The organism is Streptomyces sp. NPDC050743, assembly GCF_044456925.1.
GTDB lineage: Bacteria > Actinomycetota > Actinomycetes > Streptomycetales > Streptomycetaceae > Streptomyces.
The window spans coordinates 75,156-101,771 of record NZ_JBITGJ010000021.1 but is presented as its reverse complement, the minus strand read 5'-3'; the positions used below and the strand labels follow the sequence as shown (position 1 = coordinate 101,771).

General features: G+C 71.8%; 24 protein-coding genes. 12 read left to right on the top strand and 12 right to left on the bottom strand.

The window, feature by feature from the left end:
* Positions 1–68: 68 nt before the first annotated feature.
* Both ACIBJF_RS21645 and ACIBJF_RS21640 read left to right on the top strand, forming a co-directional pair.
* Positions 69–482: a cupin domain-containing protein gene (locus ACIBJF_RS21645; protein WP_399175785.1), complete on the top strand. Its 414-nt coding sequence runs from the start codon at positions 69–71 to the stop codon at positions 480–482.
* Between the two features lie 127 nt (positions 483–609).
* Positions 610–1,056: a type II toxin-antitoxin system PemK/MazF family toxin gene (locus ACIBJF_RS21640; protein WP_399175783.1), complete on the top strand. Its 447-nt coding sequence runs from the start codon at positions 610–612 to the stop codon at positions 1,054–1,056.
* On the opposite strand, the gene ACIBJF_RS21635 is transcribed toward ACIBJF_RS21640, so the two are convergent.
* Positions 1,041–1,934, bottom strand: coding sequence for a TIGR02452 family protein (locus ACIBJF_RS21635; protein WP_399175782.1), 894 nt, complete (start codon positions 1,932–1,934; stop codon positions 1,041–1,043). The two genes, ACIBJF_RS21640 and ACIBJF_RS21635, sit on opposite strands and share 16 nt — an antisense overlap.
* Before the next feature lie 277 nt (positions 1,935–2,211).
* Between ACIBJF_RS21635 and egtA the strand changes: the two genes are divergently transcribed.
* Genes egtA through egtD form a run of 4 tightly spaced genes read left to right on the top strand, consistent with a single transcriptional unit; the run spans position 2,212 to position 6,651 of the window.
* On the top strand, positions 2,212–3,546 hold the full coding sequence (gene egtA / locus ACIBJF_RS21630; protein WP_399175780.1) for an ergothioneine biosynthesis glutamate--cysteine ligase EgtA: 1,335 nt from the start codon (positions 2,212–2,214) through the stop codon (positions 3,544–3,546).
* Positions 3,543–4,880, top strand: coding sequence for an ergothioneine biosynthesis protein EgtB (gene egtB, locus ACIBJF_RS21625; RefSeq protein WP_399175778.1), 1,338 nt, complete (start codon positions 3,543–3,545; stop codon positions 4,878–4,880). The genes egtA and egtB overlap by 4 nt, the downstream gene beginning before the upstream one ends.
* Positions 4,880–5,695, top strand: a complete 816-nt coding sequence (gene egtC, locus ACIBJF_RS21620; protein WP_399175776.1) for an ergothioneine biosynthesis protein EgtC — start codon at positions 4,880–4,882, stop codon at positions 5,693–5,695. The genes egtB and egtC overlap by 1 nt, the downstream gene beginning before the upstream one ends.
* Positions 5,692–6,651, top strand: a complete 960-nt coding sequence (gene egtD, locus ACIBJF_RS21615; RefSeq protein WP_399175774.1) for an L-histidine N(alpha)-methyltransferase — start codon at positions 5,692–5,694, stop codon at positions 6,649–6,651. The genes egtC and egtD overlap by 4 nt, the downstream gene beginning before the upstream one ends.
* 80 nt (positions 6,652–6,731) lie before the next feature.
* On the opposite strand, the gene fumC is transcribed toward egtD, so the two are convergent.
* The 3 genes from fumC to ACIBJF_RS21600 all read right to left on the bottom strand — a co-directional run bounded on the left by fumC (position 6,732) and on the right by ACIBJF_RS21600 (position 11,084).
* Entirely contained in the window at positions 6,732–8,213 is a 1,482-nt protein-coding gene (gene fumC / locus ACIBJF_RS21610; protein WP_399175773.1) for a class II fumarate hydratase, read from the bottom strand.
* The gene (locus tag ACIBJF_RS21605; RefSeq protein ID WP_399175771.1) at positions 8,210–9,883 is read right to left on the bottom strand and encodes an NAD-dependent malic enzyme; all 1,674 of its coding nucleotides are present in this window, start codon (positions 9,881–9,883) and stop codon (positions 8,210–8,212) included. The genes fumC and ACIBJF_RS21605 overlap by 4 nt, the downstream gene beginning before the upstream one ends.
* A gap of 616 nt (positions 9,884–10,499) precedes the next feature.
* A complete protein-coding gene (locus tag ACIBJF_RS21600) occupies positions 10,500–11,084 on the bottom strand; it encodes a TetR/AcrR family transcriptional regulator (protein ID WP_399175769.1) in 585 nt (194 codons plus the stop codon).
* Between the two features lie 162 nt (positions 11,085–11,246).
* Here ACIBJF_RS21600 and ACIBJF_RS21595 point away from each other — a divergent pair, with 162 nt between their 5' ends.
* Both ACIBJF_RS21595 and ACIBJF_RS21590 read left to right on the top strand, forming a co-directional pair.
* Positions 11,247–12,194, top strand: coding sequence for an SDR family NAD(P)-dependent oxidoreductase (locus tag ACIBJF_RS21595; protein ID WP_399175838.1), 948 nt, complete (start codon positions 11,247–11,249; stop codon positions 12,192–12,194).
* Between the two features lie 315 nt (positions 12,195–12,509).
* Complete coding sequence (locus ACIBJF_RS21590; RefSeq protein WP_399175767.1) at positions 12,510–13,274, top strand: SDR family NAD(P)-dependent oxidoreductase; 765 nt, start codon at positions 12,510–12,512, stop codon at positions 13,272–13,274.
* Positions 13,275–13,315: 41 nt separating this feature from the next.
* Here ACIBJF_RS21590 and ACIBJF_RS21585 read toward each other — a convergent pair whose 3' ends face one another.
* On the bottom strand, positions 13,316–14,368 hold the full coding sequence (locus ACIBJF_RS21585) for an alpha/beta fold hydrolase (protein WP_399175765.1): 1,053 nt from the start codon (positions 14,366–14,368) through the stop codon (positions 13,316–13,318).
* A 399-nt stretch (positions 14,369–14,767) separates the two neighbouring features.
* Complete coding sequence (locus ACIBJF_RS21580) at positions 14,768–16,021, bottom strand: extracellular solute-binding protein (protein ID WP_399175763.1); 1,254 nt, start codon at positions 16,019–16,021, stop codon at positions 14,768–14,770.
* Between the two features lie 217 nt (positions 16,022–16,238).
* Between ACIBJF_RS21580 and ACIBJF_RS21575 the strand changes: the two genes are divergently transcribed.
* On the top strand, positions 16,239–16,454 hold the full coding sequence (locus ACIBJF_RS21575; protein ID WP_399175761.1) for a dodecin: 216 nt from the start codon (positions 16,239–16,241) through the stop codon (positions 16,452–16,454).
* 13 nt (positions 16,455–16,467) lie between these two features.
* Here ACIBJF_RS21575 and ACIBJF_RS21570 read toward each other — a convergent pair whose 3' ends face one another.
* Positions 16,468–16,959, bottom strand: coding sequence for a hypothetical protein (locus ACIBJF_RS21570; RefSeq protein WP_399175759.1), 492 nt, complete (start codon positions 16,957–16,959; stop codon positions 16,468–16,470).
* Positions 16,960–17,024: 65 nt separating this feature from the next.
* On the opposite strand from ACIBJF_RS21570, the gene ACIBJF_RS21565 reads away from it, so the two are divergent.
* The 3 genes from ACIBJF_RS21565 to ACIBJF_RS21555 all read left to right on the top strand — a co-directional run bounded on the left by ACIBJF_RS21565 (position 17,025) and on the right by ACIBJF_RS21555 (position 20,676).
* The gene (locus ACIBJF_RS21565; RefSeq protein ID WP_399175757.1) at positions 17,025–18,032 is read left to right on the top strand and encodes an LLM class flavin-dependent oxidoreductase; all 1,008 of its coding nucleotides are present in this window, start codon (positions 17,025–17,027) and stop codon (positions 18,030–18,032) included.
* 74 nt (positions 18,033–18,106) lie between these two features.
* Positions 18,107–18,295: an antitoxin gene (locus tag ACIBJF_RS21560; RefSeq protein ID WP_399175756.1), complete on the top strand. Its 189-nt coding sequence runs from the start codon at positions 18,107–18,109 to the stop codon at positions 18,293–18,295.
* Positions 18,296–18,327: 32 nt separating this feature from the next.
* A complete protein-coding gene (locus tag ACIBJF_RS21555) occupies positions 18,328–20,676 on the top strand; it encodes an ATP-binding cassette domain-containing protein (RefSeq protein WP_399175754.1) in 2,349 nt (782 codons plus the stop codon).
* Between the two features lie 652 nt (positions 20,677–21,328).
* Here ACIBJF_RS21555 and ACIBJF_RS21550 read toward each other — a convergent pair.
* The 5 genes from ACIBJF_RS21550 to ACIBJF_RS21530 all read right to left on the bottom strand — a co-directional run bounded on the left by ACIBJF_RS21550 (position 21,329) and on the right by ACIBJF_RS21530 (position 26,515).
* Positions 21,329–22,141: a lysophospholipid acyltransferase family protein gene (locus ACIBJF_RS21550; RefSeq protein WP_399175752.1), complete on the bottom strand. Its 813-nt coding sequence runs from the start codon at positions 22,139–22,141 to the stop codon at positions 21,329–21,331.
* Positions 22,141–22,911, bottom strand: coding sequence for a GNAT family N-acetyltransferase (locus tag ACIBJF_RS21545; RefSeq protein WP_399175750.1), 771 nt, complete (start codon positions 22,909–22,911; stop codon positions 22,141–22,143). The genes ACIBJF_RS21550 and ACIBJF_RS21545 overlap by 1 nt, the downstream gene beginning before the upstream one ends.
* 235 nt (positions 22,912–23,146) lie before the next feature.
* Complete coding sequence (locus tag ACIBJF_RS21540) at positions 23,147–23,896, bottom strand: succinate dehydrogenase/fumarate reductase iron-sulfur subunit (protein WP_356307107.1); 750 nt, start codon at positions 23,894–23,896, stop codon at positions 23,147–23,149.
* On the bottom strand, positions 23,893–25,842 hold the full coding sequence (locus ACIBJF_RS21535) for a fumarate reductase/succinate dehydrogenase flavoprotein subunit (protein ID WP_399175748.1): 1,950 nt from the start codon (positions 25,840–25,842) through the stop codon (positions 23,893–23,895). Before ACIBJF_RS21535 ends, ACIBJF_RS21540 begins: the two co-directional genes overlap by 4 nt.
* A 1-nt stretch (position 25,843) precedes the next feature.
* A complete protein-coding gene (locus ACIBJF_RS21530; RefSeq protein ID WP_399175836.1) occupies positions 25,844–26,515 on the bottom strand; it encodes a succinate dehydrogenase in 672 nt (223 codons plus the stop codon).
* Positions 26,516–26,616 lie beyond the last annotated feature (101 nt).

The following is a 26,616-nucleotide window of genomic DNA, read 5'->3' as shown; positions in this document are numbered from 1 at the left end:
GGCGGGACAGGCGGGTCAACAGTGGGTACCTGTTCGCAGGGAAACGGAAGAGTCGAGGGGAACACCAGATGACGTCGCGCTCCGCGACCGACAGCCGGCCGGCCGGCCGCACCGCCGCCGACGCACGCGTGCTGTGCGACGCCCGGGCACTGGCCGAGGCGCCGCCGCAGCCCGGCGGAGTGCTGTGGAAGCTGGCCGAGAGCGGACGGCAGCTCGACGCCAACGTGGTCCGGCTCGCCCCGGGCGACCGGATCACGGCGCACACGGAGACACAGCTGGATGTGATGCTCCTGGTCGTGTCCGGGGACGGCGTGCTCGGCGCGGGCCCCGCCGACGAGGCGCAGCCGCTCTCCGAGGGCGCCCTGGCCTGGCTGCCGCACGGGGCGCGGCGCAGCATCACCGCCGGCGAGGCGGGCCTGACCTATGTGACCGTGCATCGACGCCGCCCGGGCATGCAGATCGGCACCCACCGCCAGCCCTGACCGGCCACGCCCCCGGGCACCATCGACACAACACCCCCGCGACAGGCGCCCCTTGCCCGGCGGGGGCTTCCCACCACCGACGGCGGGCGCCGGTTGACCCGCAGGGGCTGCCCACTAGGGTGCCCCCGTGACCACGTTTACCGATGAGAACGTCCCCGGCCGTTACGGCCCCCACGCGACCACCGAGGCCGACCCGCGCGGGGTCGGCCGGGTGCGCACCGAGTACTCCCCCGCCCACGACGGCGACCCGGACCCCGGCGAGATCGTGTGGACCTGGGTGCCGTTCGAGGAGAACGACGGCCGGGGCAAGGACCGCCCCGTGCTGGTCGTCGCCCGCGAGGCGGCCGGCACCTTCCTCGCCGTACAGCTGTCGAGCAAGCGGCACGACGGCGACCGGGAGTGGGTCGCGATCGGCAGCGGGCCGTGGGACCGGTCGGGCCGGGACTCGTGGGTGGACGTGGACCGCGTCCTGCGGCTGCACGAGGACGGCATGCGCCGGGAGGCCTGCGCGCTGGACCGGATGCGGTTCAACCTCGTCCGGCAGCGGCTGCACGAGCGCTACGGCTGGACCTGACCGGAGTACGACGCTGCGGCCCGCGCTTGCGGGAACGCCCGGGCGAACGCCTCCCGCACCACCGTGCCCGGTGTCCGGTCCAGCACGCCGAACACCACGTGCTCGAACGTGCGGGTGAACCGGCCGCCGGGGCCGAGCAGGGCCCGGAACGCGCCGGCGACCTGGGCCGGGTCGTTCTGGAAGACTCCGCAGCCCCAGGCGCCGAGCACCAGCCGACCGTAGCCGTGGGCGGCGGCCGTCTCCAGTACGCGCTCGGCCCGCACCGCGAGCGCGCCCGGCAACTCGGCGGCGCGCTGCGGTTCCGTACGCCGTACGACGCCCGCGTTGGGGGCCGCCGCCGTCAGGAAGCCCGCCAGGTACGGCTCGGCCAGCAGCCGGCCCCGGTCGTCACGGAAGACCGGGACGGCCGGGGAGTGGATCACCCGGTCCGTGTAGAACGGGTCGCGGTGGGCGCGGTGGTGGTCGTAGAAGGAGGCGGCCGTCAGCAGGCAGGTGTACAGCGCGGAGCCGCGGCACAGGGCCTCCTCCTGGGCCTGCGCGCCATTGAGGTAGCCGCCGCCGGGGTTCCGGGCGGAGGCGAAGTTCAGGACGGCGACCGGGGCACCGGCGAGCCGGCGGGCGGCCTGGAGACTGCTCTCCCCGGTGACCTCGACAACGGTGTCCGCCGCGAGCCCCGAGCCCGCTCCCGCGCCACCGGAGGCGCCGGCGTCACCCGACTGCCGTACACACACCGGTTCCGGACCGAACATCCGCGTTCCGGCCCGCGCGGCCTCGATCTCGGCCGCGAGGGACACATCGCGGCCGTCCGGCGCGCGATACCGGCCCGCCGCCACGATCCGCTCCGTCTCCGCGGCGATCCCGCGCAGGCGCGCACTCACGGCGCCACCCCCGTGGGCGCCGTGGCCGCGGCCTGCACGGTCTCCCCCGTCGTGCTCATGCACGCATCCTGGGTGATGCTGGTGATGCGGTGCAACGGAGTTTCCCGCCCCGGAACGGTCCGGAGAACGCCTACGGAAACGGAGATGACCGAACCGGAACGTCCCCAGGGGCACCCTTGTGCGAACCGGCCCGAGGGTCTTGGGTGGAACGAGTGCCCGCCCGGCCCCATGTCCGAACGGGGCTGGTGGCATGGTGGAATCTCAGGAGGATCCCGACATGTCCGATTCCCAGAGTGACGGTGGCGACTGTACGGCGCATCGCGCCGCCGTCACCGAAGCCGAGGTGGAGGCCCTGGTCCAGGGCATCTGCTTCAAGACCGGGCCGCCCCGCTCGCTCGGTGTCGAGCTGGAGTGGCTCATCCATGAGTTGCGGACTCCGCAGCTCCCCGTGACACCCGAACGACTCACAGCGGTGTACGCCGCCCTGCGGGCCCTGCCCCTGCGGTCACCGCTCACCGTCGAACCCGGCGGCCAGCTGGAGCTGAGCTCGCCGCCCGCCGCCTCCCTGATGGAGTGCATCGGCACCGTCTCCGCCGACCTGGACACCGTCCGCGCCGCCCTCGCCGAGGAAGGGCTCGGACTGGTCGGCATCGGCCACGAACCCTGGCACGAACCCCGCCGGTTCCTGCACGAGCCGCGCTACGACGCGATGGAGGCCTGCCTGGACCGCACCGGTCCGGCGGGCCGGCACATGATGTGCGCCTCCGCCTCCGTGCAGGTCTGCGTGGACGCCGGTCACGAGGAGCCGGGCCCGCTCGGGTACCGGCGCCGCTGGTGGCTGGCCCATCAGCTGGGGGCTGTCCTGGTGGCCGCGTTCGCCAACTCCCCGCTGCTCGGCCACGAGCCCACGGGCTGGCGGTCCACCCGGCAGCTGATGTGGATGGAGATCGGCGCCGGGCGCGCGGGCGCTCCCCCGCTGGACGGCGAGCCGCGTACCGCCTGGGCCCGGCACGTGCTCGACTCACCGGTGATGTGTGTGCGCCGGGACAGCGGGCCGTGGTACGTGCCCGACGGGCTCACCTTCCGGGAGTGGACCCGTTCCCGGTCGCCCCGGCCGCCCACGCGGGCGGATCTGGACTACCACTTGACCACCCTGTTCCCGCCGGTCCGGCCGCGCGGCCACCTGGAGCTGCGGATGATGGACGCGCAGCCCGGCGACGACGGCTGGATCGTGCCGCTCGCGGTGACGGCGGCGCTGTTCGACGACCCGGCGGCCGCGGAGACGGCGTACCGCAGCGTCAAGCGCCTCGCGGAACGGTCCCTGAACCTGCCCGCCCCGCACAACCCGCTGTGGACCGACGCGGCCCGCCTCGGCCTCGCCGACCCGGAACTGCGCGAGGTCGCCGCCGTGTGTTTCGCGGCGGCGCTCCAGGCCCTGCCCCGGATCGGCGCCACCGCCGAGGTGACCGACGCGGTGGCCGCGTACCTGGACCGCTATGTCGCCCGGGGCCGCTGCCCGGCCGACGATCTGCTGGACCGGCCGGCCCGCCGGGACCCGCGCCCGTCCCGGCCCCGCCGCACCGCCCACGGGAGGAAGGACATCCGTACATGACCGCCCCCGAGACCGACACCGCGACGACCGAGGTGGACACCGAGACGCTGCGCGAGCGGGTGCTGGCCTCCCTCACCGCCGCCCGGGACCGCACCACGCTGCTGACCAGCTGCGTCGAGGAGCCCGACCTCACCGCCCAGCACTCGCCGCTGATGTCCCCGCTGGTGTGGGACCTCGCGCACATCGGCAACCAGGAGGAGCTCTGGCTGCTCCGGGCGGTCGGCGGCCGGGACGCCATGCGGCCCGAGATCGACAGCCTGTACGACGCCTTCGAGCACCCGCGGGCCGAGCGCCCCTCGCTGCCGCTGCTGCCGCCCGCCGAGGCCCGCCGCTACGCGGCCGAGGTGCGCGGACGGGTCACGGACCTGCTGGCGGGCGCGGACTTCCACGGCACCCGGCTGACCGAGGCCGGATTCGCCTTTGGGATGATCGCCCAGCACGAACAGCAGCACGACGAGACCATGCTGATCACCCATCAGCTCCGCAAGGGCCCCCAGGCACTGACGGCTCCGGACCCGGAACCCGCCCAGTTGTTCACCGGCCCGGCCGAAGTCCTCGTCCCGGGCGGCCCGTTCACCATGGGCACCTCGGCCGAGCCGTGGGCGCTGGACAACGAACGCCCGGCGCACGTCCGGGAGGTGGCGCCGTTCTGGATCGACACCACCCCGGTGACGAACGCGGCGTACCGGGCGTTCATCGAGGACGGCGGCTACGACACCGAGCGCTGGTGGACCCCGGAGGGCTGGGCCCACATCAAGCAGCACGCGATCACCGCGCCGCTGTTCTGGCGCCGGGACGGCGGCCACTGGCTGCGGCGGCGCTTCGGCGTCACCGAGGCGGTCCCGCCCGACGAGCCGGTGCTGCACGTCAGCTGGTACGAGGCCGACGCCTACGCCCGCTGGGCCGGGCGGCGGCTTCCCACCGAGGCGGAGTGGGAGAAGGCCGCCCGGCACGACCCGGCCACCGGCCGCTCCACGCGCTACCCGTGGGGCGACGCGGACCCGGCACCGCAGCACGCCAACCTGGGCCAGCGGCACTTGCGGCCCGCGCCCGCCGGCAGCTACCCGGCCGGCGCGTCGCCTCTCGGCGTACGGCAGTTGATCGGCGACGTGTGGGAGTGGACGGCGAGCGACTTCCTGCCCTACCCGGGCTTCAAGGCCTTCCCGTACAAGGAGTACTCGGAGGTGTTCTTCGGGTCCGAGTACAAGGTGCTGCGCGGCGGTTCCTTCGCCGTGGACCCGGTGGCCTGCCGGGGCACGTTCCGCAACTGGGACTACCCGATCCGGCGGCAGATCTTCTCCGGGTTCCGCACCGCCCGCTCGGAGGCCGTCTGATGTGCCGTCATCTGGCCTATGTGGGGCCCGAGGTGCCGCTCGGCCGGCTTCTCCTGGAGCCGGAGCACAGCCTGGTGCGCCAGTCGTGGGCGCCCCGGCGGCAGCGCTACGGGACGGTCAACGCCGATGGTTTCGGGGTCGGCTGGTACGCCCAGGACGACCCTCTCCCGGCACGCTACCGGCGGGCCGGGCCGGTCTGGGCGGACCTGTCCTTCGCCGACCTGGCGCGGGTGGTGCGCTCCGGCTGCGTGCTGGCGGCCGTACGGGACGCGACGCTCGCGGGCGCCGACGCCGAGGCCGCCGCGGCGCCCTTCGCCTCCGGCCGCTGGCTGTTCAGCCACAACGGCGCCCTCGCGGGCTGGCCCGACTCGGCCGCCCCGCTGGTGTCCGCGCTGCCCCCGGTCGAGTTGCTGTCGCTGCAGGCCCGTACCGACTCGGCGTTCGTGTGGGCGCTGGTCCTGCACCGGCTGCGCTCGGGGGACGAGCCCGATCAGGCCCTCGGCGAAACGGTTCGTCAGCTGGCGGGGGCGGCCCCGGCCTCGCGGCTCAACCTGCTGCTGACGGACGGCACGACGATCGCCGCCACCGCCTGGGGCGACACCCTCTGGTACCGCACGGAGCCCGGCCGGAGCACGGTCGTCGCCTCCGAGCCCTATGACGACGACCCGCTCTGGCAGGAGGTCCCCGACCGCACCGTCCTCACCGCGAGCCGCGCCGGCGTGCTGCTCGCACCGCTGGAGGATCCGGCGTCCTCCCCCACTCTCGACTCCGCTCGAGCGGGGACGCCCCCATCATCGAAGGAGCCCTGTACGTGAGCCCCCTGCACGTCACCCGCACACTCCCAGAGGACGCGACGGAGGCCGCGCTGCGCGCCGACGTTCTGGGCGGCCTCACCGCCAACCCCAAGTGGCTGCCGCCCAAGTGGTTCTACGACGCCCGCGGCAGCGAGCTGTTCGAGCAGATCACCGAGCTGCCCGAGTACTACCCCACCCGCGCCGAGCGGGAGATCCTGGCCGGCCGGTCCGGCGAGATCGCCGCGGCGAGCGGTGCCCGCACGCTGATCGAACTCGGCTCGGGCTCCTCGGAGAAGACCCGCTTCCTCCTCGACGCGCTCGCGCCCGCGGCGTACGTCCCGGTCGACGTCAGCGAGAGCGCCCTCACCCAGGCCGGCAAGGCGCTCGTCGCGCAACGCCCGGACCTGGAGGTCCACGCGCTGATCGCCGACTTCACCGCCCCGCTGACCCTGCCCGCGACCCCCGGACCCCGGCTGCTGGCCTTCCTCGGCGGCACGATCGGCAACCTGCTGCCCGCCGAACGCGCCGGCTTCCTGGCCTCCGTGCGCTCCCTGCTTACGCCCGGCGACGGGCTGCTGCTCGGCACGGACCTGGTCAAGGACGAGCGGGTGCTGGTCCGGGCGTACGACGACGCGGCCGGGGTGACGGCGGCGTTCAACAAGAACGTGCTGACCGTGGTCGACCGTGAGCTGGGCGCCGACTTCGATCCGGACGCCTTCGACCATGTGGCCCTGTGGGACCCCGAGCGAGAGTGGATCGAGATGCGGCTGCGCTCCCGCATCGCGCAGACCGTGAAGGTGCCCGCGCTGGACCTGGCCGTGGACTTCGCGGCCGGCGAGGAGCTGCGCACCGAGGTGTCCGCCAAGTTCCGCAAGGAGGGCGTGACCGCCGAACTCGCCGTGGCGGGGCTTGAGTTGACCCACTGGTGGACGGACGCGCAGGGCCGCTTCGCGCTGTCGCTGAGCATCGTGCGATGAGTGTGGCCCGTTGAGTGCGGGGGTCGCCTGCCCGTGTGCCGCGCCCGCGGCCATGGCGGCGGCCCCCGCACTGTGTCGTTCTACGCCTGACCGACCATGGCGGCGGGCCGGACGATGCGGTCGAAGTCCTCGGCGCTGATGTAACCGGAGGCCAGTGCCGCCGCGCGCAGGGTGGTGTCCTCGTCGTCGGCCTTGTGGGCGATGGCGGAGGCCTTGTCGTAGCCGATCACGGGCGAGAGGGCCGTGACCAGCATGAGGGACCGGTCGACGTAGGCGTCGATCTGGTCCCGGTTGAGCTCGGTGCCCTCGATGCAGTACTCGCGCATCTTGGTGCAGGCGTCGGCGAGGATGGTCGCCGCGTGCAGAAAGTTGTTGATGATGACCGGGCGCATGGCGTTGAGCTCGAAGTTGCCCTGGGTGCCGGCGAAGGCGATGGCCTCGTCCTCGGACAGCACCTGGATGCAGACCATGACCATCGCCTCGCACTGGGTCGGATTGACCTTGCCGGGCATGATCGAGGAGCCGGGCTCGTTGGCCGGAAGGATGAGTTCGTCGAGGCCGCAGCGGGGTCCGGAGGCCAGCCAGCGGATGTCGTTGGCGATCTTCATCAGGGGCACGGCCAGGGCCCGCAGCCCGGCGGAGGCGCCGGCCATGGCGTCCAGGCCGCCCTGGGCGGCGAATTTGTTCCGCGCGGTGGTGAACGGGTAACCGGTCGCGTCGGCGATCTCGGCTGCGACCTGCTCACCGAATCCGGGTGGGGCGTTGAGCCCCGTGCCCACCGCGGTGCCGCCCATGGCGAGCTCGTACAGGCCCTCGGCGGATGTGGTGACCCGGTCGACGGCTTGTTGCAGTTGGTGGGCGTAGCCGGACCATTCCTGCCCCACGGTGAGGGGAACGGCGTCCTCCAGGTGGGTGCGGCCGATCTTCACCACGTCCTGCCACTGCCGCGCCTTGGTCTCGATGGCGTGCTGCAGCGCCTTGACGCTGGGCAGCAGGTGCTCGTGGATCTCCTTGACCGCGGCGATGTGCATGGCGGTGGGGAAGGTGTCGTTGGAGGACTGCCCCATGTTGACGTGGTCGTTGGGGTGAACCGGGGATTTGCTGCCCAGTTCGCCGCCGGCGAGTTGGATGGCGCGGTTGCTGATCACCTCGTTGGTGTTCATGTTGGACTGCGTGCCGGACCCTGTCTGCCACACGTACAGCGGGAAGTGATCGTCCAGTTCACCCGCGATGACTTCGTCGGCCACCCGCTGGATCAGCTCGGCCTTCCAGGCGGGGAGCCGACCGGCGCGCCCGTTGACGGCGGCGGCGGCCTTCTTGACGTAGCCGTAGGCGTGGTAGACCGCTTTCGGCATCCGGTCGTCCCCGATGGAGAAGTGGATCAGGGACCGTTGGGTCTGGGCGCCCCAGTAGCGGTCCGCGGGGACGTCGATGGCTCCCATGGAGTCGGTCTCCCGCCGGGTGCCGGTCGCGTGCACTCCGATGGGGACGTCGAGGATCTTCGGGGCTCCATCCTGACCCGCCGACCCGGTCCGGCCGGCGGCGGCGTGGGGCGTGTTCATGCTGTGGCTCCGTCCGTGTAGACCGGCTGCCACATGGCCTCCCGGACAGCCTCCGCGATGTCGATCGGCTTGGAGGTGGCCACGCCGTCGTCGAGGGCCGCCTTGACCACCGCGGTCGCGGTGATCGCGGAGGACTCCCTGAGGTCGTCCACGGGTGGCAGCAGGGAGGCGCCCGGCCCGGACGGGTCGACCTGGTCCGCCACCGCCTGTGCGGCCGCGAGCAGCATGGCGGCGGTCACCTGGGACGCACCCGACACGATCGTGCCCAGGCCCAGGCCCGGGTACAACAACGCGTTGTTGGCCTGCCCGATCCGATAAGTCACGCCCTCGTATTCCACGGGCTCGACGGGAATGCCGGTCGCGACGAGCGCCTTCCCCCTGGACCAGGCGATGACATCGGCGGGCATAGCCTCGATCCGGGAGGTGGGATTGGAGATCGGGAAGATGACCGGCCGCTCGGTGCCCTCGGACATGGCCTCGACGACCTCGCGGGTGAACGCGCCGTGCGCGGTCGAAGTGCCCAGCAGGATCGTCGGCTTGACCCGGCGAACCGTTTCCAGCAGTGAGATCGCACCCTCGTCCCTGGCCCAGTCGGCGGCCTCGGCCGGATCCCGCGCGTAGGGCTGCTGGAAGTCGCGCAGGTCGGACATGTCCCGGGTGAGCAGCCCCTGTTTGTCGACGAGCCATACCTGGGCGGCGGCCCGCTCCGGATCCGCGCCGTCGCGGACCATCGCGTCGCGCAGCTGGTCGGCGATGCCCACCCCGGCCGTTCCGGCACCGAAGACGACCAGCTTCTGGTCCCGCATCCGCACGCCGCTGACTCTGACGGCGGACAGGGCGGCGGCCAGCGTGATGGCTCCGGTGCCCTGCATGTCGTCGTTGAAGATCCGGTAGCGGCCGCCGTACTGCTCCAGGATCCGCCGCGCGTTGCTGGGCCCGAAGTCCTCGAAGTGCAGGAGCGCGTCGGGGAACGCGGACGATGCCGTCTCCAGGTATTTCTCGATGAAGGCGTCGTAGTCGGCGCCGCGGACGCGGGGGTGCCGGTTGCCCAGGTACAGCGGGTCCTCCCGCAGCGCTGTGCGATCCGTGCCCACGTCCAGCGACACGGGTACGACCCGGCGCGGGTCGATGCCGGCTGCCGCCGTGTACACCGCGAGCTTGCCGACCGAGATCTGGATCCCGCCCACGCCCCAGTCGCCGATGCCCAGGATCTCCTCCGCATCGCTGCACACGATCAGATCGACGTCCTCGGGCCCGAGTTCGAGCGTGGCGAAGGCCTTCTCCATGTCGTCGGGCCGGTCGATGGACAGGAAGAGTCCGCGCGGGCGCCGGTACTCGTGGGAGTACTTCTCGATCGCTTCGCCCACGGTGGGGTCGTAGACGATCGGCAGCAGCTCGACGAGGTGCTCGGTGAGGACCTTGAAGTACAGGGTTTCGTTGCGGTCGTGCAGCTGTTCCAGATACACGTTCTTGGCGAGGTCGCTGCCCTGAACCTGCATCTGCTGGTAGGCGCGCTGGGCCTGCCGCTCGAGCGTGAGCACTCCCGAGGGCAGGCGCCCGGTGAGGCCGAGGGCGTCGCGTTCCTCGGGGGTGAAGGCCACGCCACGATTGCGCAGCGGATCGACGAGGACGCCTGGGGTGGCCGGGGTTCGCGCGTGGCTCTCGGTCATGACAATCTCCCTCTGTGCGAACGCCGGGGACGGATCTGCCCGGGGAGACTGTGCGGACACCTCATGTCACGCGGGACTACGGCCTTGATCTGCACCTGCCTGGCCGGACCGGCCCCGGGCCCGGCGGAATGTGGAGGTCCGAGCCTGACGTCCCCCTGGCGGCGACTCGCCGAAGCTTGCTCGGCGGGCCTGCCACACACGACGCGGTGGACGCCCCTCATCGGTCCGGAGTACGAATCCAGGCTAACGGGCGGCCGACCGCCCGCGCGAGTTCACTGCGTCGCCCCCTCGTCCGGCCGGCACGTCATCCTCGTCGTGGTGGTCCGCCGCGGCCGCGGCGTCGAACACGCGGTCCGCGGTCGCCTCGACGCCGAGCCCCCTTGCAGGGCCCGGGCGCGGCCGGCCGTCCCGCTCGTTCCGGACCGGCATCCAACGACAGGCCGGGCCCTCGACCACGCCGCCGGTGACGACGCCGGCGCGCGGTCATCGGCCCACGATCGGCTGCCCGACACGGCCCGAGTAGCTGCCGGGCCCCTAGGCCGCCGCTCGTCACCGGCCCGGCCAGGACGGTGTGGCCGGCGGCTGAGCGCCGGCCATCTGCCGCTGCTCCATGCAGTCAGTTCTTCACGATGCCGTACAGGAGCAGGTCGATCAGCCTGGTGGCCAGTTCGCGCTGTTCCTCGCTGGCGGCCATGAGACTGATCCCGCCCAGGGCCATCAGCACGTCGCGGGCGTCGACCCCGGGCCGTACCGCCGACTGCCCCTCCACGGAGGAGAGCAGGTGGGCGATGGCGTCGGCGAGCAGGGTCCGAGTGTGCAGCTTCTCGCTGTCGTCGGTCAGCACCACGGCCAGCGCGCCGGCCATGCCCTCCTTGGCGGCCATGAAGTCGATGAAGCGCTCCATCCAGTTCCGCAGTGCGTCCACCGGCGGCTCCGTGGCCGTGAGCTGCTGTGCCGCCTCGCACAGGCGCTGCACCTCTTGGCGGTAGATCGCCTCGATCAGGAGCTCCTTGGACGGGAACCGGCGGTAGAGGGTGCCGACGCCGACTCCGGCCTCGCGGGCGATGTCCTTGACCGACGCGCTCGCTCCGTCACGCGCGAAGGCGGCCGCGGCCGCCTCCAGCAGCCGGTCCTCATTTCGTTGCGCGTCGGCGCGCAACGGCCTGCGCTGCGCCGCCGAGCCCCCCTCGATGCCGGTCACTGCCGCCTCCCTTTCTCGCCCCACTTGCAAGCGGAACCGGTTCCGCTTACTCTCGAAGGCACAACCGGAACCGGTTCCGGATTTGAGAGTACGACGCCCCGTCTCTCCACGCCACCGCGCGTGCGCTCGCCTCCCGATTCCACCGTCTTCCTGGAGAGCCTCATGACCTACGGCCTCGTCACGACTCCGTTCGGTGCACAGACGACCGCCGCCGAGGTGCTGGCCGGCGTCGACCTCGGCGGCCGGCGTGTCATCGTCACCGGAGCAGCCTCCGGCATCGGACGGGAGACCGCGCGCGTCCTGGCCGCTGCCGGCGCCGAGGTGACCATCGGCGTCCGTGACCCGGCCACGGGCGCACACGTCGCCGAGGAGATCGCACCGGCAAGCGGCCCGGGGACGGTGCGCGCCGCGCACCTCGACCTCGCCGACCAGACCTCGGTGCGCGCCTTCGTGGAGGCATGGCGGGGACCCCTGCACATCCTGGTCCTCAACGCCGGCGTGATGGCCTCGCCGCTGCAGCGGACGAGGGAGGGCTGGGAATTGCAGTTCGCCACCAACCACCTCGGCCACTTCGCCCTCGCCACCGGCCTGCACAGCGCCCTGGCAGCGGCCCACGGCGCACGCGTGGTCGCCGTCAGCTCGGTCGGCCACGTCAACGGCGACGTGCTGTTCGACGACATCAACTTCGAAGAGCGCCCCTACGACCCGTGGGCGGCCTACAGCCAGTCCAAGACCGCCAACGTCCTGTTCGCGGTCGAGGCGGGCCGCCGCTGGGCGTCCGACCTGATCTCCGTCAACGCCCTCAACCCGGGCCGCATCACCAGCACCAGGCTCGGCCGCCACATCGGGGAAATCTCGAACAGCCCGACCTCGTTCGACCCCACCAGCACCGACGTGTCCTGGAAGAACATCGAGCAGGGCGCCGCGACGTCGGTGCTGCTCGCCGCCTCCCCGCTGACCGAGGGCGTGACCGGCCGGTACTTCGAGGACTGCAACGAGGCCGGCCCGCACCGGCCGGGTGTGCGTCGGGGAGTCGCCGCCCACGCCGTGGACCCTCACCACGCGGCCCGCTTGTGGCAGGTCTCCCTCGACATGCTCACGGCCGCCTGACGACGCGACCCACCAGCAGCACCACCTGGTCCGCCCGCCCCTTGGACCACCCCGACGCCGGCCCGCCGACGAGGCCGCCGGCCCGCCAGGGGCGCGTGTAAGCCCCGCGGTGAGCAGCGATGGCCAGAAGCCCGCGGCGCCTCACCAAGCCACGTAGGCAGCTCATGAGCCCGTCGGCAGCCCGCAGAGCGGCCCCGTCCACGCTGCCGCGACCAAGCCGGCCCTTCAGACCCCCGACCGGTCACTGACCCGGACCTGCCGGTCCGCGCAGTCACCGGCCCGGAATTCATCCCGATATCGATCAAGGAGACAGTCATGTCCGCACATCTGCAGAACACCGTTGCCCTGGTGACCGGTGCCAGCAGCGGCATCGGCGAGGCAACCGCCCTGAGCCTGGCGGCCGAGGGTGCCGCCGTCGCGGTGGTCGCCCGGCGCCGTGACCGACTTGAGGTACTGGCCGACAAGATCCGCGCCGAGGGCGGGGCGGCGTTCGTGGTGGAAGCCGACATCACGGAGCAGGAACAGGCGACGGCCGCCGTGGAGCGTGTGGTGACCGAACTCGGCCGCCTGGACATCCTCGTCAACAACGCGGGTGTGGGCATGGCCGGACCGGTCCTGAACGCGCCGGCTCAGGAATGGGAGCGCATGCTGACGGTGAACCTCCAGGGCCTGCTCCATGTCACCCACGCGGCACTGCCGCACCTGTTGAGCGCGGCAGAGGACTCGCCCCGCCAGGTCGCCGACCTGGTCAACATCAGCTCCACCGCGGGGCGTGTGGCCCGGCCGGGCACGGCGGTCTACAGCATGACCAAATTCGGCGTGAACGGGTTCACCGAGGCCCTGCGCCAGGAGGTCATGCGGCAGCGACTGCGCGTGAGCGTGATCGAACCGGGGACGGTGGACACCGAGTTCGTCGCGCACTCGCGGGACGAGATCAGGGCGTCGCTGGACCAGCAACTGGCCGGGATGGAGATGCTGCGTCCCCAGGACATCGCGGACACCGTCGCGTTCGTCGTCACTCGCGACCGCCGCGTCTCCGTCAACGAGGTCCTCGTCCGCGCTTCCGAGCAGACCTGGTGAGCGCCACCCGCGTGCATGCGCGCGCCCGGTCCCAGTAGCGGTCAGAACCCGTCGACTTCGACGACAGCGGCCGCGAAGCCCTGCGGGGCCTCCTGTGGAACGTTGTGCCCTACGTTCAGGGTCCGGTGCGCGTATGCGCCTGCGAATTTCTTGCGATAAGCCGATCCGTTCCCCGGGGGAGTGAACGGATCGTGTGCTCCGTCGATGGTGATCGTCGGCACCTTGATAACCGGCGCGGCGGCGAGGCGCCTTTCCAGACCGGCATACCGCGGCTCGCCCTTCGCGAGACCGAGCCGCCAGCGGTAGTTGTCGATGACGATATCGACGTAATCGGGGTTGCTGAAAGCGGCCGCCGTTCGTTGGAAGGTCGCCTCGTCGAAATTCCAGGTCGGAGAGTTGAACTTCCAGACCAGCTTGGCCAGATCGCGCCGAAATTCCCGGAGACCGAGCACGCCCCTTTCGGTGGCGAAGTAGTACTGATACCACCATGCCCATTCACTCTTCGGCGGCGACGGCATCTTGTTCGCTTCGACGTTCACGATCAGATAACCGGTCACTGAGACCAGTGCTTTGCAGCGCTCGGGCCAGAGGGCCGCGATGATGTCACCGGTCCGCGATCCCCAGTCGTATCCGGCGAGGATGGCCTTCTCGATCCTGAGGGCGTCCATGAGGGCGATGATGTCGACGGCGAATGCCGACTGTTGGGCGTTCCTGGGTGTGGCGCCGGAAAGGAACCGCGTCGTTCCATGGCCGCGCAGATAGGGGACGATGACTCTGTAGCCCTTCGCGGCGAGCAACGGCGTGACCTCCACGTAGCTGTGAATGTCGTAGGGCCAGCCATGCATGAGTACGACCGCTTGGCCGTTGGCGGGCCCGGCTTCGACGTACCCCACGTTCAGCTGCCCGGCATTGATCTGCTTCACCGGACCGAAGGACGTCCGCGTCGCAGGACCATCCGCTGGGTGAGCCACGGATTCTCCCGATGCGGGCTGCGCCTGCGCACCACCGCTCATGTCGAACTGGGGCGCCATGGCGGCCGCGGCCGCGGCACCAAGAAAGCGGCGACGGCTGTGCGCGGGCCCGGGGATTTCCATCGGTGAACCTCCTGGCGAAGGGCACGTATACGTCCGGAGGACTTTCATGAGCAGGCCTCGGACCGCGTCTCCCCTCCGCAATGCAACACCCATCGGAGTGACGACGCAACAGCGGAGAGTAATGCACGCGTTACTCCGCCGGAGTGCTTCCGACAGGCTGGAAGGTGTCCAGGGCACCAGTTCCCCGGCACCGCACCCGCGCGTGCGCGCACCGCGACCGAAGGCGGACGCGCCCTGTTCCTCCGCGCGCGGCTCGCCCAGCGGTAGGCACTCGCCACAGCGCCGACGGCAAGGCCGTCTGGACCGACCGGGAACTGCGGCGGGAGCGACTGGAGTTGACCCACTGGTGGACGGACCCGCAGGGCCGCCTCTCGCTGTCGCTGAGCGTGGTGCGGGACGTCACACGTCCGGCGCGAGTTCCCCGGTGATCTTCGCGGAGGCCCGGCGGGCCTCCGTCGCCGGGTCCGCGCCCTGGAGCACCCGGGTCATGTACTCCTTGATCGGGTTTTCGGCCTCGACGTCGGCCCACTGAGGGGTGCTGGGGGTCGCCCGGCCCTGAGCCGCGCCCGCGGCCATGGCGGCGACCCCCTCCTCTCCCGCGACCGCGCCCGCCAGCGTGGTCTTGTTGGGCACGTAGTTCATGGTGCGGGCGAGTGCGGTGTCCCACTTGGCGCCGACGAGCGCCCCGACGACGGCGGTCGCCGCGAACTGGTCCTTGGTGCCCGCCGGGACGACCAGGTCGGAGCCGCCGGTGAAGACGGCGCCGGGCCGCGCGGCGGTCTTCCCGGGCACCGGGAAGAAGCCCAGCCTGTCCTTCAGATCCGGGTTCTGCCGCACGATCGACTGGGCGAGCCCCGGTACGGCGATGATCTGCGCCACCTTGCCGCCGGCGAACACCCCGGCCTGGGGCGGGTGTTCCTCGTCCGCGTCCGCCGGGCCCCGGCCCAGCGCCTGCAGCCGCCGGTAGAAGTCCATGCCGCGCAGCGCGGCCGGGGTGTCGAGGGCGCCCTCCCACCGGTAGTCCTTCTGCCGGGCGAGGTCGCCGCCCTCGTCCCAGACGAAGCCGGACAGGGTGTACCAGTCCTGTCCGGCCAGGTAAATGCCCTGGTTGCCGCCGGAGTTCAGCTTCTCGGTGTCGGCGAGCCACTCCTCGCGGGTCTTCGGCGGGCGGGTGATGCCGGCCGCCTCGAACAGGTCCTTGCGGTAGATGACGACGCGGTTGGCCGCGTACCAGGGGATGCCGTACTGCGCGTTGCCGTCCTTGCCCGGCTGGGCGAGGCCGGGCAGCCACTTGTCCTTGCCCCAGTCGCGCATCGACTCCAGCGTGAGGTCGGCGAGCTTGCCGCCGTCGGCGTACAGCGGCACCTGGGTGTTGCCGACCTCGATGACGTCGGGTCCGTCGCCGGAGTCGTCCTTGAGCGCCGCGCGGACCTTGTCGACGATGCCGGTCCATTCCTGGATGCGAATGTCCAGGCGCAGGTCCTTGTGGGTGCGCTCGAAGTCCTCGGTGAAACGCTGGAGGAACTCCTTGGAAGCGCTGTCCTTCATCAGCCACACGGTGACCGTCTTGCGCTCGTGACCGCCCGGGAGCATCCCGCAGGCGCTCACGAGGGAACCGGTGACACACAGGAGGGCGAGCAGACGACGTCTCACGAGGGGTCCTGTTCTGTCTGGCAGGGGTGCGGACAGGTGTGGGGGCCCGACGTGGGGGGACGAGCGGCACGGCTCGTACGGGTGTGCTGGATTTTGGTATGGACCAATGCGGAGGGTCAAGAGGGCCGAGGGCTACCCGCGTAGGCGCCGGACACCGTGCGGGTGGGCCGGGGATGGGGCACGGTGGAGTACGGCGTGACACGAGAGGAGCACCCTCATGACGCATCACACCTACCGGGTCACCGAGATCGTCGGCACGTCGCACGAGGGCATCGACCAGGCCATCCGCAACGGCATCGCCCGCGCCGACCAGACGCTGCGCAATCTGGACTGGTTCGAGGTCACCGAGGTCCGGGGCCAGATCGAGAACGGGCGGATCGAGCACTACCAGGTGGGGCTGAAGGTGGGCTTCCGCATCGAGGACGCGGACTGACCGCCTCCCGGCGTCAGGTGCGGCCCTCTCGCTCCTGAGCCTCCTGAAGCGCCGCGGACTTCGCGGCCCAGCGGGCACGTACGACGGTGAACCCGGCGCGCTCGGCGTCGTCGCAGACCATCTCGTCGTCGTCCACGAGGACACGGATCTCGCGGTCCTCGGCGAGCCGGCGCAGGATCTCCAGCTTGGTGAACCGGGCGGGCCTGCGGTCGGCGTTGCTCCGCATGTACACGCGCCCCTCGGGCAGCCCATGGGCCGCGAGCCAGTCCAGTGTGTCGCGCCGGTACCGCTCGGGGCGGCCGGTGAGATACAGCACCTCGCACTCGCGGGCGCTCTCCATGGCGAGCGCGATGCCCTCGGCGAGGGGCGGGTCCGCGGGCGCGGCGGCGAAGAAGGCGGCCCAGTTCTTCGGCCGTACCTCCAGGAAGTGCTGCCGGTGCGCGGTGTCCGCCAGGGTGTTGTCGAGGTCGAACACGGCGAGCGGACGCCTGGTGCTGTCGGTCACCGGGCCACCTTAGCCAGGCGGCGGCGAGCCAGGAATTCCCGGCTCGCATGTGCGTTGAACCTTGGGTGAGCAGCACTGTGATCGCCCGGACCCGGTTCTCCGTCCTCGACCGTTCGCGCACCCGCGAGGGACACCCGCCCGCCGAGGCGCTGCGGGACACCGTCGCACTGGCGCGGGAGGCGGAGGCGCTCGGCTATCACCGCTTCTGGGTGTCCGAGCACCACGGTGTGCCCGGCGTCGCCGGTTCCGCGCCGACCGTGCTGGCCGCCGCGGTCGCCTCGGCCACGCGGACGATCCGGGTCGGCACCGGCGGTGTGATGCTGCCCAACCACCAACCGCTCGTCGTCGCCGAGCAGTTCGGCGTCCTGGAGTCCCTGTTCCCCGGCCGGATCGACATGGGGCTCGGGCGTTCCGTCGGCTTCACCGACGGGGTGCGCAGGGCCCTCGGCCGGGACAAGGAGGTCGCCGAGGACTTCGCGGGGCAGCTCGGCGAGCTGCTGGGCTGGTTCGAGGGCGGCTCGCCGACCGGGGTGCGGGCGCGTCCCGCGGAAGGGCTGCGGGTGCCGCCGTTCGTGCTGGCCATGGGCGAGGGCGCGCGGATCGCGGCCCGCGCCGGACTGCCGATGGTGATCGGCGATCTGCGCGGGCGGGAGAAGATGCTGCGCGGCATCGACCAGTACCGCTCCCTGTTCCGGCCCTCCCCCTGGGCGTCCGAACCGTACGTCGTGATCTCCGGGACGGTCGCGGTCGCCGGCACCGAGGAGGGGGCGCGGCGGCTGCTGGTCCCGGAGGCCTGGTCGATGGCGTACGCGCGCACCCGCGGCGCCTTCCCGCCGCTCGCCCCGGCCGAGGAGATCGAGGCCCGCACGATGACCGCGAAGGAGCGCGGCTTCTACGAGGCGGGGCTTGCCGGGCACATCGCCGGCACCGAGGACCAGGTCGCGCACGAGCTGGAGACGGTGCTGAAGGAGACGGGCGCCGACGAGGTCCTGGTCACCACCAGCGCCTACGACCGTACGGCGCTGCTGGACTCCTACCGGCGGCTCGCCGCGCTCTTCGCGCCGGGGCTCTGACGGCCCCGAGATGCGGACCCGGCCGGGGCCGGTGACCCTGGGAGGGGAAGCCTCAAGCGACGAGGAGGGCTGCCATGTCCATGATGGACAGGATCAAGCAGATGCTCAAGGGCCACGAGGACCAGGCCAAGACGGGCGTCGGCAAGGCCGGCGACATGATCGACCAGAGGACCCAGGACAGGTACAGCTCCCAGGTCGACGCCGCGCAGAAGCGGGCGGACCAGTACATCGACCAGAACCGCCGCGACAACCCTCCGCAGTAGCAGCGCACGGGCGTGGATAGAGTTGTGCCTCTATGCACAGCCCACATGACCAGTACGTCCGCGTCCGCGGCGCCCGCGAACACAATCTGAAAGGCGTGGACGTCGACATCCCCCGCGACGCCCTGGCCGTGTTCACCGGCGTGTCGGGCTCGGGGAAGTCGTCCCTGGCGTTCGGCACGATCTACGCCGAGGCGCAGCGGCGGTACTTCGAGTCGGTCGCGCCGTACGCGCGCAGGCTGATCCACCAGGTCGGGGCGCCCAAGGTCGGCGAGATCACCGGGCTGCCGCCCGCGGTCTCGCTGCAGCAGCGCCGCGCGGCCCCCACCTCCCGCTCCTCGGTGGGCACGGTCACCAATCTCTCCAACTCCCTGCGCATGCTGTTCTCCCGCGCCGGGGACTACCCGCCGGGCGCGGAGCGGCTCGATTCCGACGCGTTCTCGCCGAACACGGCGGCCGGTGCCTGCCCGGAGTGCCATGGCCTGGGCCAAGTGCACGACACCACCGAGGAGTTGCTGGTCCCGGATCCCTCGCTGTCGATCCGCGAGGGCGCCATCGCCGCCTGGCCCGGCGCCTGGCAGGGCAAGAACCTGCGCGACATCCTCGACGCGCTGGGCCACGACGTGGACCGGCCCTGGCGTGAACTGCCCGCGCAGGCGCGGGAGTGGATCCTGTTCACGGACGAACAGCCCGTCGTCACCGTCCACCCCGTCCGGGACGCCGGCCGCATCCAACGGCCGTACCAGGGCACGTACATGAGCGCGCGCCGGTATGTGCTGAAGACGTTCTCGGACACCAAGTCCGCGTCGCTGCGGGCGAAGGCGGAGCGGTTCCTGACGAGCGCCCCCTGCGCGGTGTGCGGGGGCAGCCGGCTCCGGCCGGAGGCGCTGGCGGTGACCTTCGGCGGCCGCACCATCGCCGAACTGGCCGCGCTGCCGCTGACCGACCTGGCCGCCCTGCTCGACGGCCGCACCGAGACCGCGCGGGTCCTCACCGAGGACCTGAAGTCCCGGATCGCGCCGGTGGTGGAACTGGGCCTCGGCTACCTCAGCCTCGACCGCTCCACCCCCACCCTGTCGGCGGGCGAGCTGCAACGGCTGCGGCTCGCCACCCAGTTGCGCTCCGGGCTGTTCGGCGTCGTCTACGTGCTGGACGAGCCGTCCGCCGGACTGCACCCGGCGGACACCGAGGCGCTGCTGACCGTGCTGGACCGGCTGAAGGCCGCGGGCAACTCGGTGTTCGTGGTGGAGCACCACCTGGAGGTGGTGCGCGGCGCCGACTGGCTGGTGGACGTGGGTCCCGGCGCGGGCGAGCACGGCGGACGCGTGCTGTACAGCGGGCCGCCGGCCGAGCTGGCGTCGATCGAGGAGTCGGCGACGGCGGCGTTCCTCTTCGATGAGGCACCCGGCCCGGCCCGTGAAGTCCGCTCTCCGCGCGGCTGGTTGAGGGTGGGTCCGGTGACCCGGCACAACCTGCGTGCGGTGACGGCCGAGTTCCCGCTCGGCGCGTTCACCGCCGTCACCGGCGTCTCCGGTTCCGGAAAGTCCACGCTCATCGGCGAGTTGACGGAGGAGATTCAGGGCGTGGACCGGCTGGTCCGGGTCGACCAGCGGCCGATCGGGCGCACCCCGCGCTCCAACCTGGCCACCTACACCGGCCTGTTCGACGTCGTGCGCAAGGTGTTCGCCACCACCGAGGAGGCGCGGGCGCGCGGGTACGGCGTCGGCCGGTTCTCCTTCAATGTAGCTGGCGGTGCCCCCTCCCGGGGAGGACGCTGCGAGACCTGCCAGGGCGAGGGGTTCGTCAGCGTCGAGCTGCTGTTCCTGCCGAGCACCTACGCGCCCTGCCCGGACTGCGGCGGCGCCCGCTACAACCCGGAGACCCTCGAAGTGACGTACGAGGGACGGAACATCGCCGAGGTGCTCGATCTGACGGTGGAGGCCGCGGCGACGTTCTTCGCTGACATCCCGGCCGCCGCCCGCAGCCTCGGAACCCTGCTCGACGTGGGCCTCGGCTATCTGCGGCTCGGACAGCCGGCGACCGAGCTGTCCGGCGGAGAGGCCCAGCGGATCAAGCTGGCGAGCGAGCTGCAGCGCGGCCGGCGCGGCCACACCCTCTACCTGCTGGACGAACCCACCACCGGACTGCACCCGGCCGACGTGGAGGTGCTGATGGACCGGCTGCACGGACTGGTCGACTCCGGGCACACGGTCGTGGTGGTGGAACACGACATGACGGTGGTCGCGGGCGCCGACTGGGTCATCGACCTGGGCCCCGGCGGCGGCGACCAGGGCGGCCGGATCGTGGCGGCGGGACCGCCCGAGCGCGTGGCCTCGGCGGCGGGCAGTGCGACGGCGGCCTATCTGGCGCGGGTCCTGCCCTGACTGCACAGTGCCGCGTGATGCCGTCGGTCGACTGCGCCGCCACCGCGGCGGGTCGCGCCCCGGCGGCGGTGGCCGCATCTCGACAACGCCCCGCGCCCTGGGAGGGCGCGGCCGTCCGGCCGTCGGCGATCAGGGCCGCGTGGCCCCGGGCGGGTACACGCGGGACCAGCCGGACCGCCGCAGCGCGTGGCGTCCGCGGCGGGCAGCGCGTGTCCTGCCTTGACTGGACGGTGTCGCGTGGTGCCGTCGGTCGACTGCCGCGCCACGGTGGCGGGTCGCGCCCCGGCTTCCGTGGTCGCATCTCGACAACCTCCCGTGCCCTGGAGGGCGCGGCCGTCCGGCCGTCGGCGATCAGGGCCGCGTCGGCCCGGGCGGGCTCCGGGGTGACCGGCCGGACCGCCGCAGCGCGTGGCGTCCGCGGCGGGCAGCGCGTGTCCTGCCTTGACTGGACAGTGCCGCGTGGTGCCGCGGTCGGCTGCCGCGCCACCGTGGCGGGTCGCGCCCCGGCTTCCGTGGCCGCATCTCGACAACCCCCCGCGCCCTGGGGGGCGCGGCCGTCCGGCCGTCGGCGATCAGGGCCGCGTGGGCCCGGGCGCGAGCCCGCCGGGCGGAGTGGGGTGGCCGGGGCGCGAGGACGCCGCGCCTTGTGGGGCTAGGGCACCAGCACGGCGTGTGTCCAGTCCGGTTCGCCCACACGGCCGGGCTGGGCGGCCCGGGCCAGGGACTTGCGGGTGGTGTGGCGGCCGGCCGGGATGACCGGGAGTATGGCCACCTCGGCGACCATGCCCCGGGCGCGGGCCACCCGCCACAGGGAGGCGAGCAGGGTGTCCTCGCCGACGAACGCCGCCGCCGTGCTCGGGCCGCCGCCGGTGTCCTGCCGGTAGCTCAGGCTGACCGGCTGCACGGGTACGCCGGCGTCGAGCGCGGCCTGGAACACGGCCCGGCGGAAGCGGCCGTGGGCCCGCCCGCACCAGGTGCTGCCCTCCGGGAACGCGGCGACGGCCGCGCCCTCGCGCAGCGCCTCGGCGATCCGGGCGACCGTCTCGGGCAGGGCGCGGATCCGGTCCCGCTCGATGAACAGGGCCCCGCCGCGTGCGGCCAGCGGGCCCGCCACAGGCCACTGCCGGATCTCGGTCTTGGCGAGCATCCGGGCGGGGCGTACGGCGGTCAGCAGCGGGATGTCCAGCCATGAGACATGGTTGGCGACCAGCAGCAGCCCGCCGTCCGGTGCGGTGGTGCCCGTGAAGCGGACCCGGACACCCATGGCCCGCACGATCGCCCGGCACCACCGCCTGACCCACTCGGTGGGGATCCTCCCACCGAGCGGGGACAGCGCGATCCCGGCCAGCACCAGGGCCGCGACGGCGGTCAGCCGCAGCACCGCCCTGGGTGTGGCCACGGCGGCCCGGGCCGGCTCCACACAGGCGCCCGGGGTGCAGGGCGCGCTGGGCAGCCAGACGCTCATCAGGCCGGCACGAGGGAGAGGAAGTGCCGCAGATAGCGCGCGTTGACCCGGCGCATCGACAGCAGCACGTACATGTCGGCGACCCCGAAGTCCGGGTCGTGCGCGGGCTCGCCGCACACCCAGGCGCCCAGGCGCAGATAGCCGCGCAGCAGGGCGGGCAGCTCGCTGTGCCCGGCGGGGGCCTCGGCGTTCGGGATCCACGGCAGCAGCGGCCGTACCCGGAACTCCTCGGGTGCCAGGTGCTTGGCGCGCACCCGCTCCCAGGTGGCCGTCGCAAGCGTCCCGCCGTCGGCGAGCGGCACCGAGCAGCAGCCGGCCAGCCACTCGTGGCCGCGGTCGACCATGTACCGGGCTATCCCGGCCCAGATCAGGCCGATGACCGCGCCGTCGCGGTGGTCGGGGTGCACACAGGAGCGGCCGACCTCGACCAGTCCGGGCCGGATCGGGTCGAGCGCGCCCAGCTCGAACTCGCCCTCCGAGTACAGCCGGCCGGCGACCGAGGCCCGCTCCGGCGGCAGCAGCCGGTAGGTGCCGACGACCTGCCCGGTGACGGTGTCGCGTACGAGCAGGTGGTCGCAGTAGGCGTCGAAGGCGTCGACGTCCAGTCCCGGCTGCGGCGTGGCCAGCAGGGCCCCCATCTCACCGGCGAAGACGTCGTGCCGCAGCCGCTGCGCGGCCCGCACGTCGTCCTCGTCACGGGCGAGGGTGACGGTGTAGCGGGTCGGTGCCTCGGGCTGTGGGGGGCGATCGAGGGTGGAAACGCCGGTCATGGCTCTCTCCTGGTCACGGGCCGGTTCGGCGACGGCGGCGAGCGGGTGCGTACGGCCCGCCGCTCCAGTTCTTCCGACGCCGGTTGGCGTGCGCGTGACCTGTGCCCGGAGAGGGGATGTGGGAATGTTGAACGCCGGGTACCGGCGATCACCGCAAACGAGACGGGGCCGGTGAGCACCATCGCCGGCCCCGCCCGTTCGTCTGTGCGGCGAACGTCTTCCGCTCAGTGGGACGCTACCGCTTCCCCGCCTTCCGGGTGGCCCGCAGCCACTCCTTGTTCATGTTCGTGATGGACACGAGCGGGATCCCCTTCGGGCAGGCCGTGGCGCACTCCCCCGTCAGCGTGCACCCGCCGAAGCCCTCAGCGTCCATCTGCGCCACCATGTCCAGCACCCGAGTCTCCCGCTCCGGCGCGCCCTGGGGCAGCACGTTCAAGTGGTTGACCTTGGCGGAGGTGAACAGCATCGCCGCGCCGTTGGGACACGCCGCCACACACGCCCCGCAGCCGATGCACTCTGCGTGCTCGAACGCGAAGTCGGCGTCGGCCTTGGGCACCGGCGTGGCATGCGCCTCCGGAGCGGCGCCGGTCGGCGCGGTGATGTAGCCGCCGGCCTGGATGATCCGGTCGAACGCGGACCGGTCCACCACCAGGTCCTTGATCACGGGGAAGGCCGCCGCCCGCCACGGCTCGATGTCGATCGTGTCGCCGTCCTTGAAGGACCGCATGTGCAGCTGGCAGGTGGTGGTGCGCTCCGGCCCGTGCGCATCGCCGTTGATCACGAGCGAGCACGCGCCGCAGATGCCCTCGCGGCAGTCGTGGTCGAAGGCGACCGGCTCTTCACCGGACAGGATGAGCTGTTCGTTGAGGACGTCCAGCATCTCCAGGAAGGACATGTCGGACGAGATGCCGTCCACCTCGTACGTGGACATGGCGCCTTCGGCGTCGGCGTTCTTCTGGCGCCAGACGCGCAGGGTGAGCTTCATGCGTAGCTCCGCTGGGTGGGATGGACGTACTCGAAGACCAGGTCTTCCTTGTGCAGGACGGGTGCCTCACCGGTGCCGGTGAACTCCCAGGCCGCCGCGTAGCCGAACTCGTCGTCCTTGCGGGCGGCTTCGCCGTCCGGGGTCTGGGACTCCTCGCGGAAGTGGCCGCCGCAGGACTCGTCGCGGTGCAGCGCGTCGAGGCACATCAGCTCGGCCAGCTCCAGGTAGTCGACGATCCGGTTGGCCTTCTCCAGCGACTGGTTGAACTCCTCGCCGGTGCCGGGCACCTTGATGCGCCGCCAGAACTCCTCGCGGATCTGCGGGATGCGCTCCAGTGCCTTGCGCAGTCCGGCGTCGGTGCGGGCCATGCCGCAGAACTCCCACATGAGTTCGCCGACTTCGCGGTGGAAGGAGTCGGGGGTGCGGTCGCCGTCGACGGACAGCAGCCGGTTCAGCCGGTCCTCCGTCTCGGCCAACACCTCCCGCACCGCCGGGTGTTCGGTGGTGACCGGGTTCTGGTGGGGGTTGCGGGCCAGGTAGTCGTTGATGGTGGCCGGCAGTACGAAGTAGCCGTCGGCCAGGCCCTGCATCAGCGCGGAGGCGCCGAGCCGGTTGGCGCCGTGGTCGGAGAAGTTGGCCTCACCGATCGCGAACAGGCCCGGAACGGTGGTCTGCAGGTCGTAGTCGACCCACAGGCCGCCCATCGTGTAGTGCACGGCCGGGTAGATGCGCATCGGCACCTCGTACGGATCCTCGTCGGTGATCCGCTGGTACATGTCGAAGAGGTTGCCGTACTTGGCCTCGACCGCCTTGCGCCCCATGCGCTGGATGGCGTCGGCGAAGTCCAGGTAGACGCCCTGCCCGCCCGGGCCCACTCCCCTGCCCTCGTCGCAGACGTTCTTCGCGGCGCGGGAGGCGATGTCCCGCGGGACCAGGTTGCCGAAGGACGGGTAGATGCGCTCCAGGTAGTAGTCGCGCTCGTCCTCGGGGATCTGGTTCGGCGGGCGGGTGTCGCCCTGGGCCTTGGGCACCCAGATCCGGCCGTCGTTGCGCAGCGACTCGCTCATCAGCGTCAGCTTGGACTGGTGGTCGCCGGTGCGCGGGATGCAGGTGGGGTGGATCTGCGTGAAGCAGGGGTTGGCGAAGTAGGCGCCGCGCCGGTGCGCCCGCCAGACGGCGGTCGCGTTGGAGTTCATGGCGTTGGTCGACAGGTAGAAGACGTTTCCGTAACCGCCGGAGGCGAGGACGACCGCGTCCGCGAAGTACGTGTCGATCCTGCCGGTGATCAGGTCCCGGGCCACGATGCCGCGGGCCCGCCCGTCCACGACGATGAGGTCCAGCATCTCGGTGCGCGGGTGCATCTCCACGTTGCCCGCCGCGATCTGCCTGCTGAGCGCCTGGTAGGCGCCGAGCAGCAGCTGCTGGCCCGTCTGGCCGCGGGCGTAGAAGGTGCGGGAGACCTGGACGCCGCCGAAGGAGCGGGTGTCGAGCAGACCGCCGTACTCGCGGGCGAAGGGCACGCCCTGGGCCACGCACTGGTCGATGATCTCCACCGAGATCTGCGCCAGCCGGTGGACGTTGGACTCGCGGGCGCGGAAGTCGCCGCCCTTGACGGTGTCGTAGAACAGCCGGTGGATCGAGTCGCCGTCGTTGCGGTAGTTCTTCGCCGCGTTGATGCCGCCTTGCGCGGCGATGGAGTGGGCGCGGCGCGGGGAGTCCTGGTAGCAGAACTGGACGACGTGGTAGCCCTGTTCGGCCAGGGTCGCGCCCACGGAGCCGCCGGCGAGGCCGGTGCCGACGACGATGATCGTGTGCTTGCGCCGGTTCGCGGGGTTGACCAGCTTGGCCTCGAAGCGGCGCTTGTCCCAGCGCTCGTGGATCGGGCCGGACGGGGCCTTGGAGTCGGTGACCGGCTCGCCCGTCGCGTAGTTCACGTATTCGGTCATGTCAGCTCACCACTCCGGTTATGACGCCCACGGGTACGGCGATGAAGCCGGCCGTGAGCAGCAGCGCGAGGACGTTGGCGACGGTCTTCAGGGCGCGGTCGCGGGCGCGGCTGCCGACGCCGAGGGTCTGCGCGGCGCTCCAGAAGCCGTGCCGGATGTGCAGGCCGAGCGCGAGCATCGCGACGATGTAGATGACGTCGCCGTACCAGGTGGAGAAGGTGTCGACCACGTTCTGGTACGGGTGGCCCTCCTGGAAGCCGCCGGAGTGCACGGTGCCGGTGGTCAGGTCCAGGATGTGCCAGACGATGAACAGGCCGAGGATGACGCCGCCCCAGCGCATGGTGCGGGTGGCGTAGCTCGCCCGGGGCTTGCTGTGCACGTACTTGCTGGGCCTCGCCCTGATGTCGCGGCGGCTGAGCTGGTACGCGGACGTGGCGTGGGTGACCACGGCGACGACGAGGACGATCCGGATGAGCCAGAGCGTCCACTCGTAGTGCATGAAGGGTTCGCCGACGGTGCGCAGCCAGTGGGCGTAGTGGTTGAACTCGCCCGCCCCGAAGAAGATCTTCAGGTTGCCGATCACATGGGCGACCAGGTACAGCAGCATGATCACGCCGCTGACGGCCATCACCGTCTTCTTGCCGACGGAGGAGTCCCACATCGTGCGTGCCATGGACGGCCGTCGGTCCGTCCGCGTTGCCAGAGCCATGACCAGCACGCTAGGGCCGAAGGTCCCGATCGGTCCAAGACATGGTCCAGCTCGTTTCCATAGCC

Excerpts from the sequence above, each read along its gene's own strand:
- fumC (WP_399175773.1), bottom strand. The coding sequence starts at position 8,213 with ATGAACACGCCCCACGCCGCCGCCGGCCGGACCGGGTCGGCGGGTCAG.
- ACIBJF_RS21550 (WP_399175752.1), bottom strand. The coding sequence starts at position 22,141 with ATGAGCGTCTGGCTGCCCAGCGCGCCCTGCACCCCGGGCGCCTGTGTG.
- ACIBJF_RS21595 (WP_399175838.1), top strand. The coding sequence starts at position 11,247 with ATGACCTACGGCCTCGTCACGACTCCGTTCGGTGCACAGACGACCGCC.
- ACIBJF_RS21585 (WP_399175765.1), bottom strand. The coding sequence starts at position 14,368 with ATGGAAATCCCCGGGCCCGCGCACAGCCGTCGCCGCTTTCTTGGTGCC.
- ACIBJF_RS21590 (WP_399175767.1), top strand. The coding sequence starts at position 12,510 with ATGTCCGCACATCTGCAGAACACCGTTGCCCTGGTGACCGGTGCCAGC.
- ACIBJF_RS21555 (WP_399175754.1), top strand. The coding sequence starts at position 18,328 with ATGCACAGCCCACATGACCAGTACGTCCGCGTCCGCGGCGCCCGCGAA.
- egtA (WP_399175780.1), top strand. The coding sequence starts at position 2,212 with ATGTCCGATTCCCAGAGTGACGGTGGCGACTGTACGGCGCATCGCGCC.
- ACIBJF_RS21545 (WP_399175750.1), bottom strand. The coding sequence starts at position 22,911 with ATGACCGGCGTTTCCACCCTCGATCGCCCCCCACAGCCCGAGGCACCG.
- ACIBJF_RS21530 (WP_399175836.1), bottom strand. The coding sequence starts at position 26,515 with ATGGCACGCACGATGTGGGACTCCTCCGTCGGCAAGAAGACGGTGATG.
- ACIBJF_RS21605 (WP_399175771.1), bottom strand. The coding sequence starts at position 9,883 with ATGACCGAGAGCCACGCGCGAACCCCGGCCACCCCAGGCGTCCTCGTC.
- egtC (WP_399175776.1), top strand. The coding sequence starts at position 4,880 with ATGTGCCGTCATCTGGCCTATGTGGGGCCCGAGGTGCCGCTCGGCCGG.
- ACIBJF_RS21535 (WP_399175748.1), bottom strand. The coding sequence starts at position 25,842 with ATGACCGAATACGTGAACTACGCGACGGGCGAGCCGGTCACCGACTCC.
- ACIBJF_RS21540 (WP_356307107.1), bottom strand. The coding sequence starts at position 23,896 with ATGAAGCTCACCCTGCGCGTCTGGCGCCAGAAGAACGCCGACGCCGAA.
- ACIBJF_RS21645 (WP_399175785.1), top strand. The coding sequence starts at position 69 with ATGACGTCGCGCTCCGCGACCGACAGCCGGCCGGCCGGCCGCACCGCC.
- ACIBJF_RS21560 (WP_399175756.1), top strand. The coding sequence starts at position 18,107 with ATGTCCATGATGGACAGGATCAAGCAGATGCTCAAGGGCCACGAGGAC.
- egtB (WP_399175778.1), top strand. The coding sequence starts at position 3,543 with ATGACCGCCCCCGAGACCGACACCGCGACGACCGAGGTGGACACCGAG.
- ACIBJF_RS21575 (WP_399175761.1), top strand. The coding sequence starts at position 16,239 with ATGACGCATCACACCTACCGGGTCACCGAGATCGTCGGCACGTCGCAC.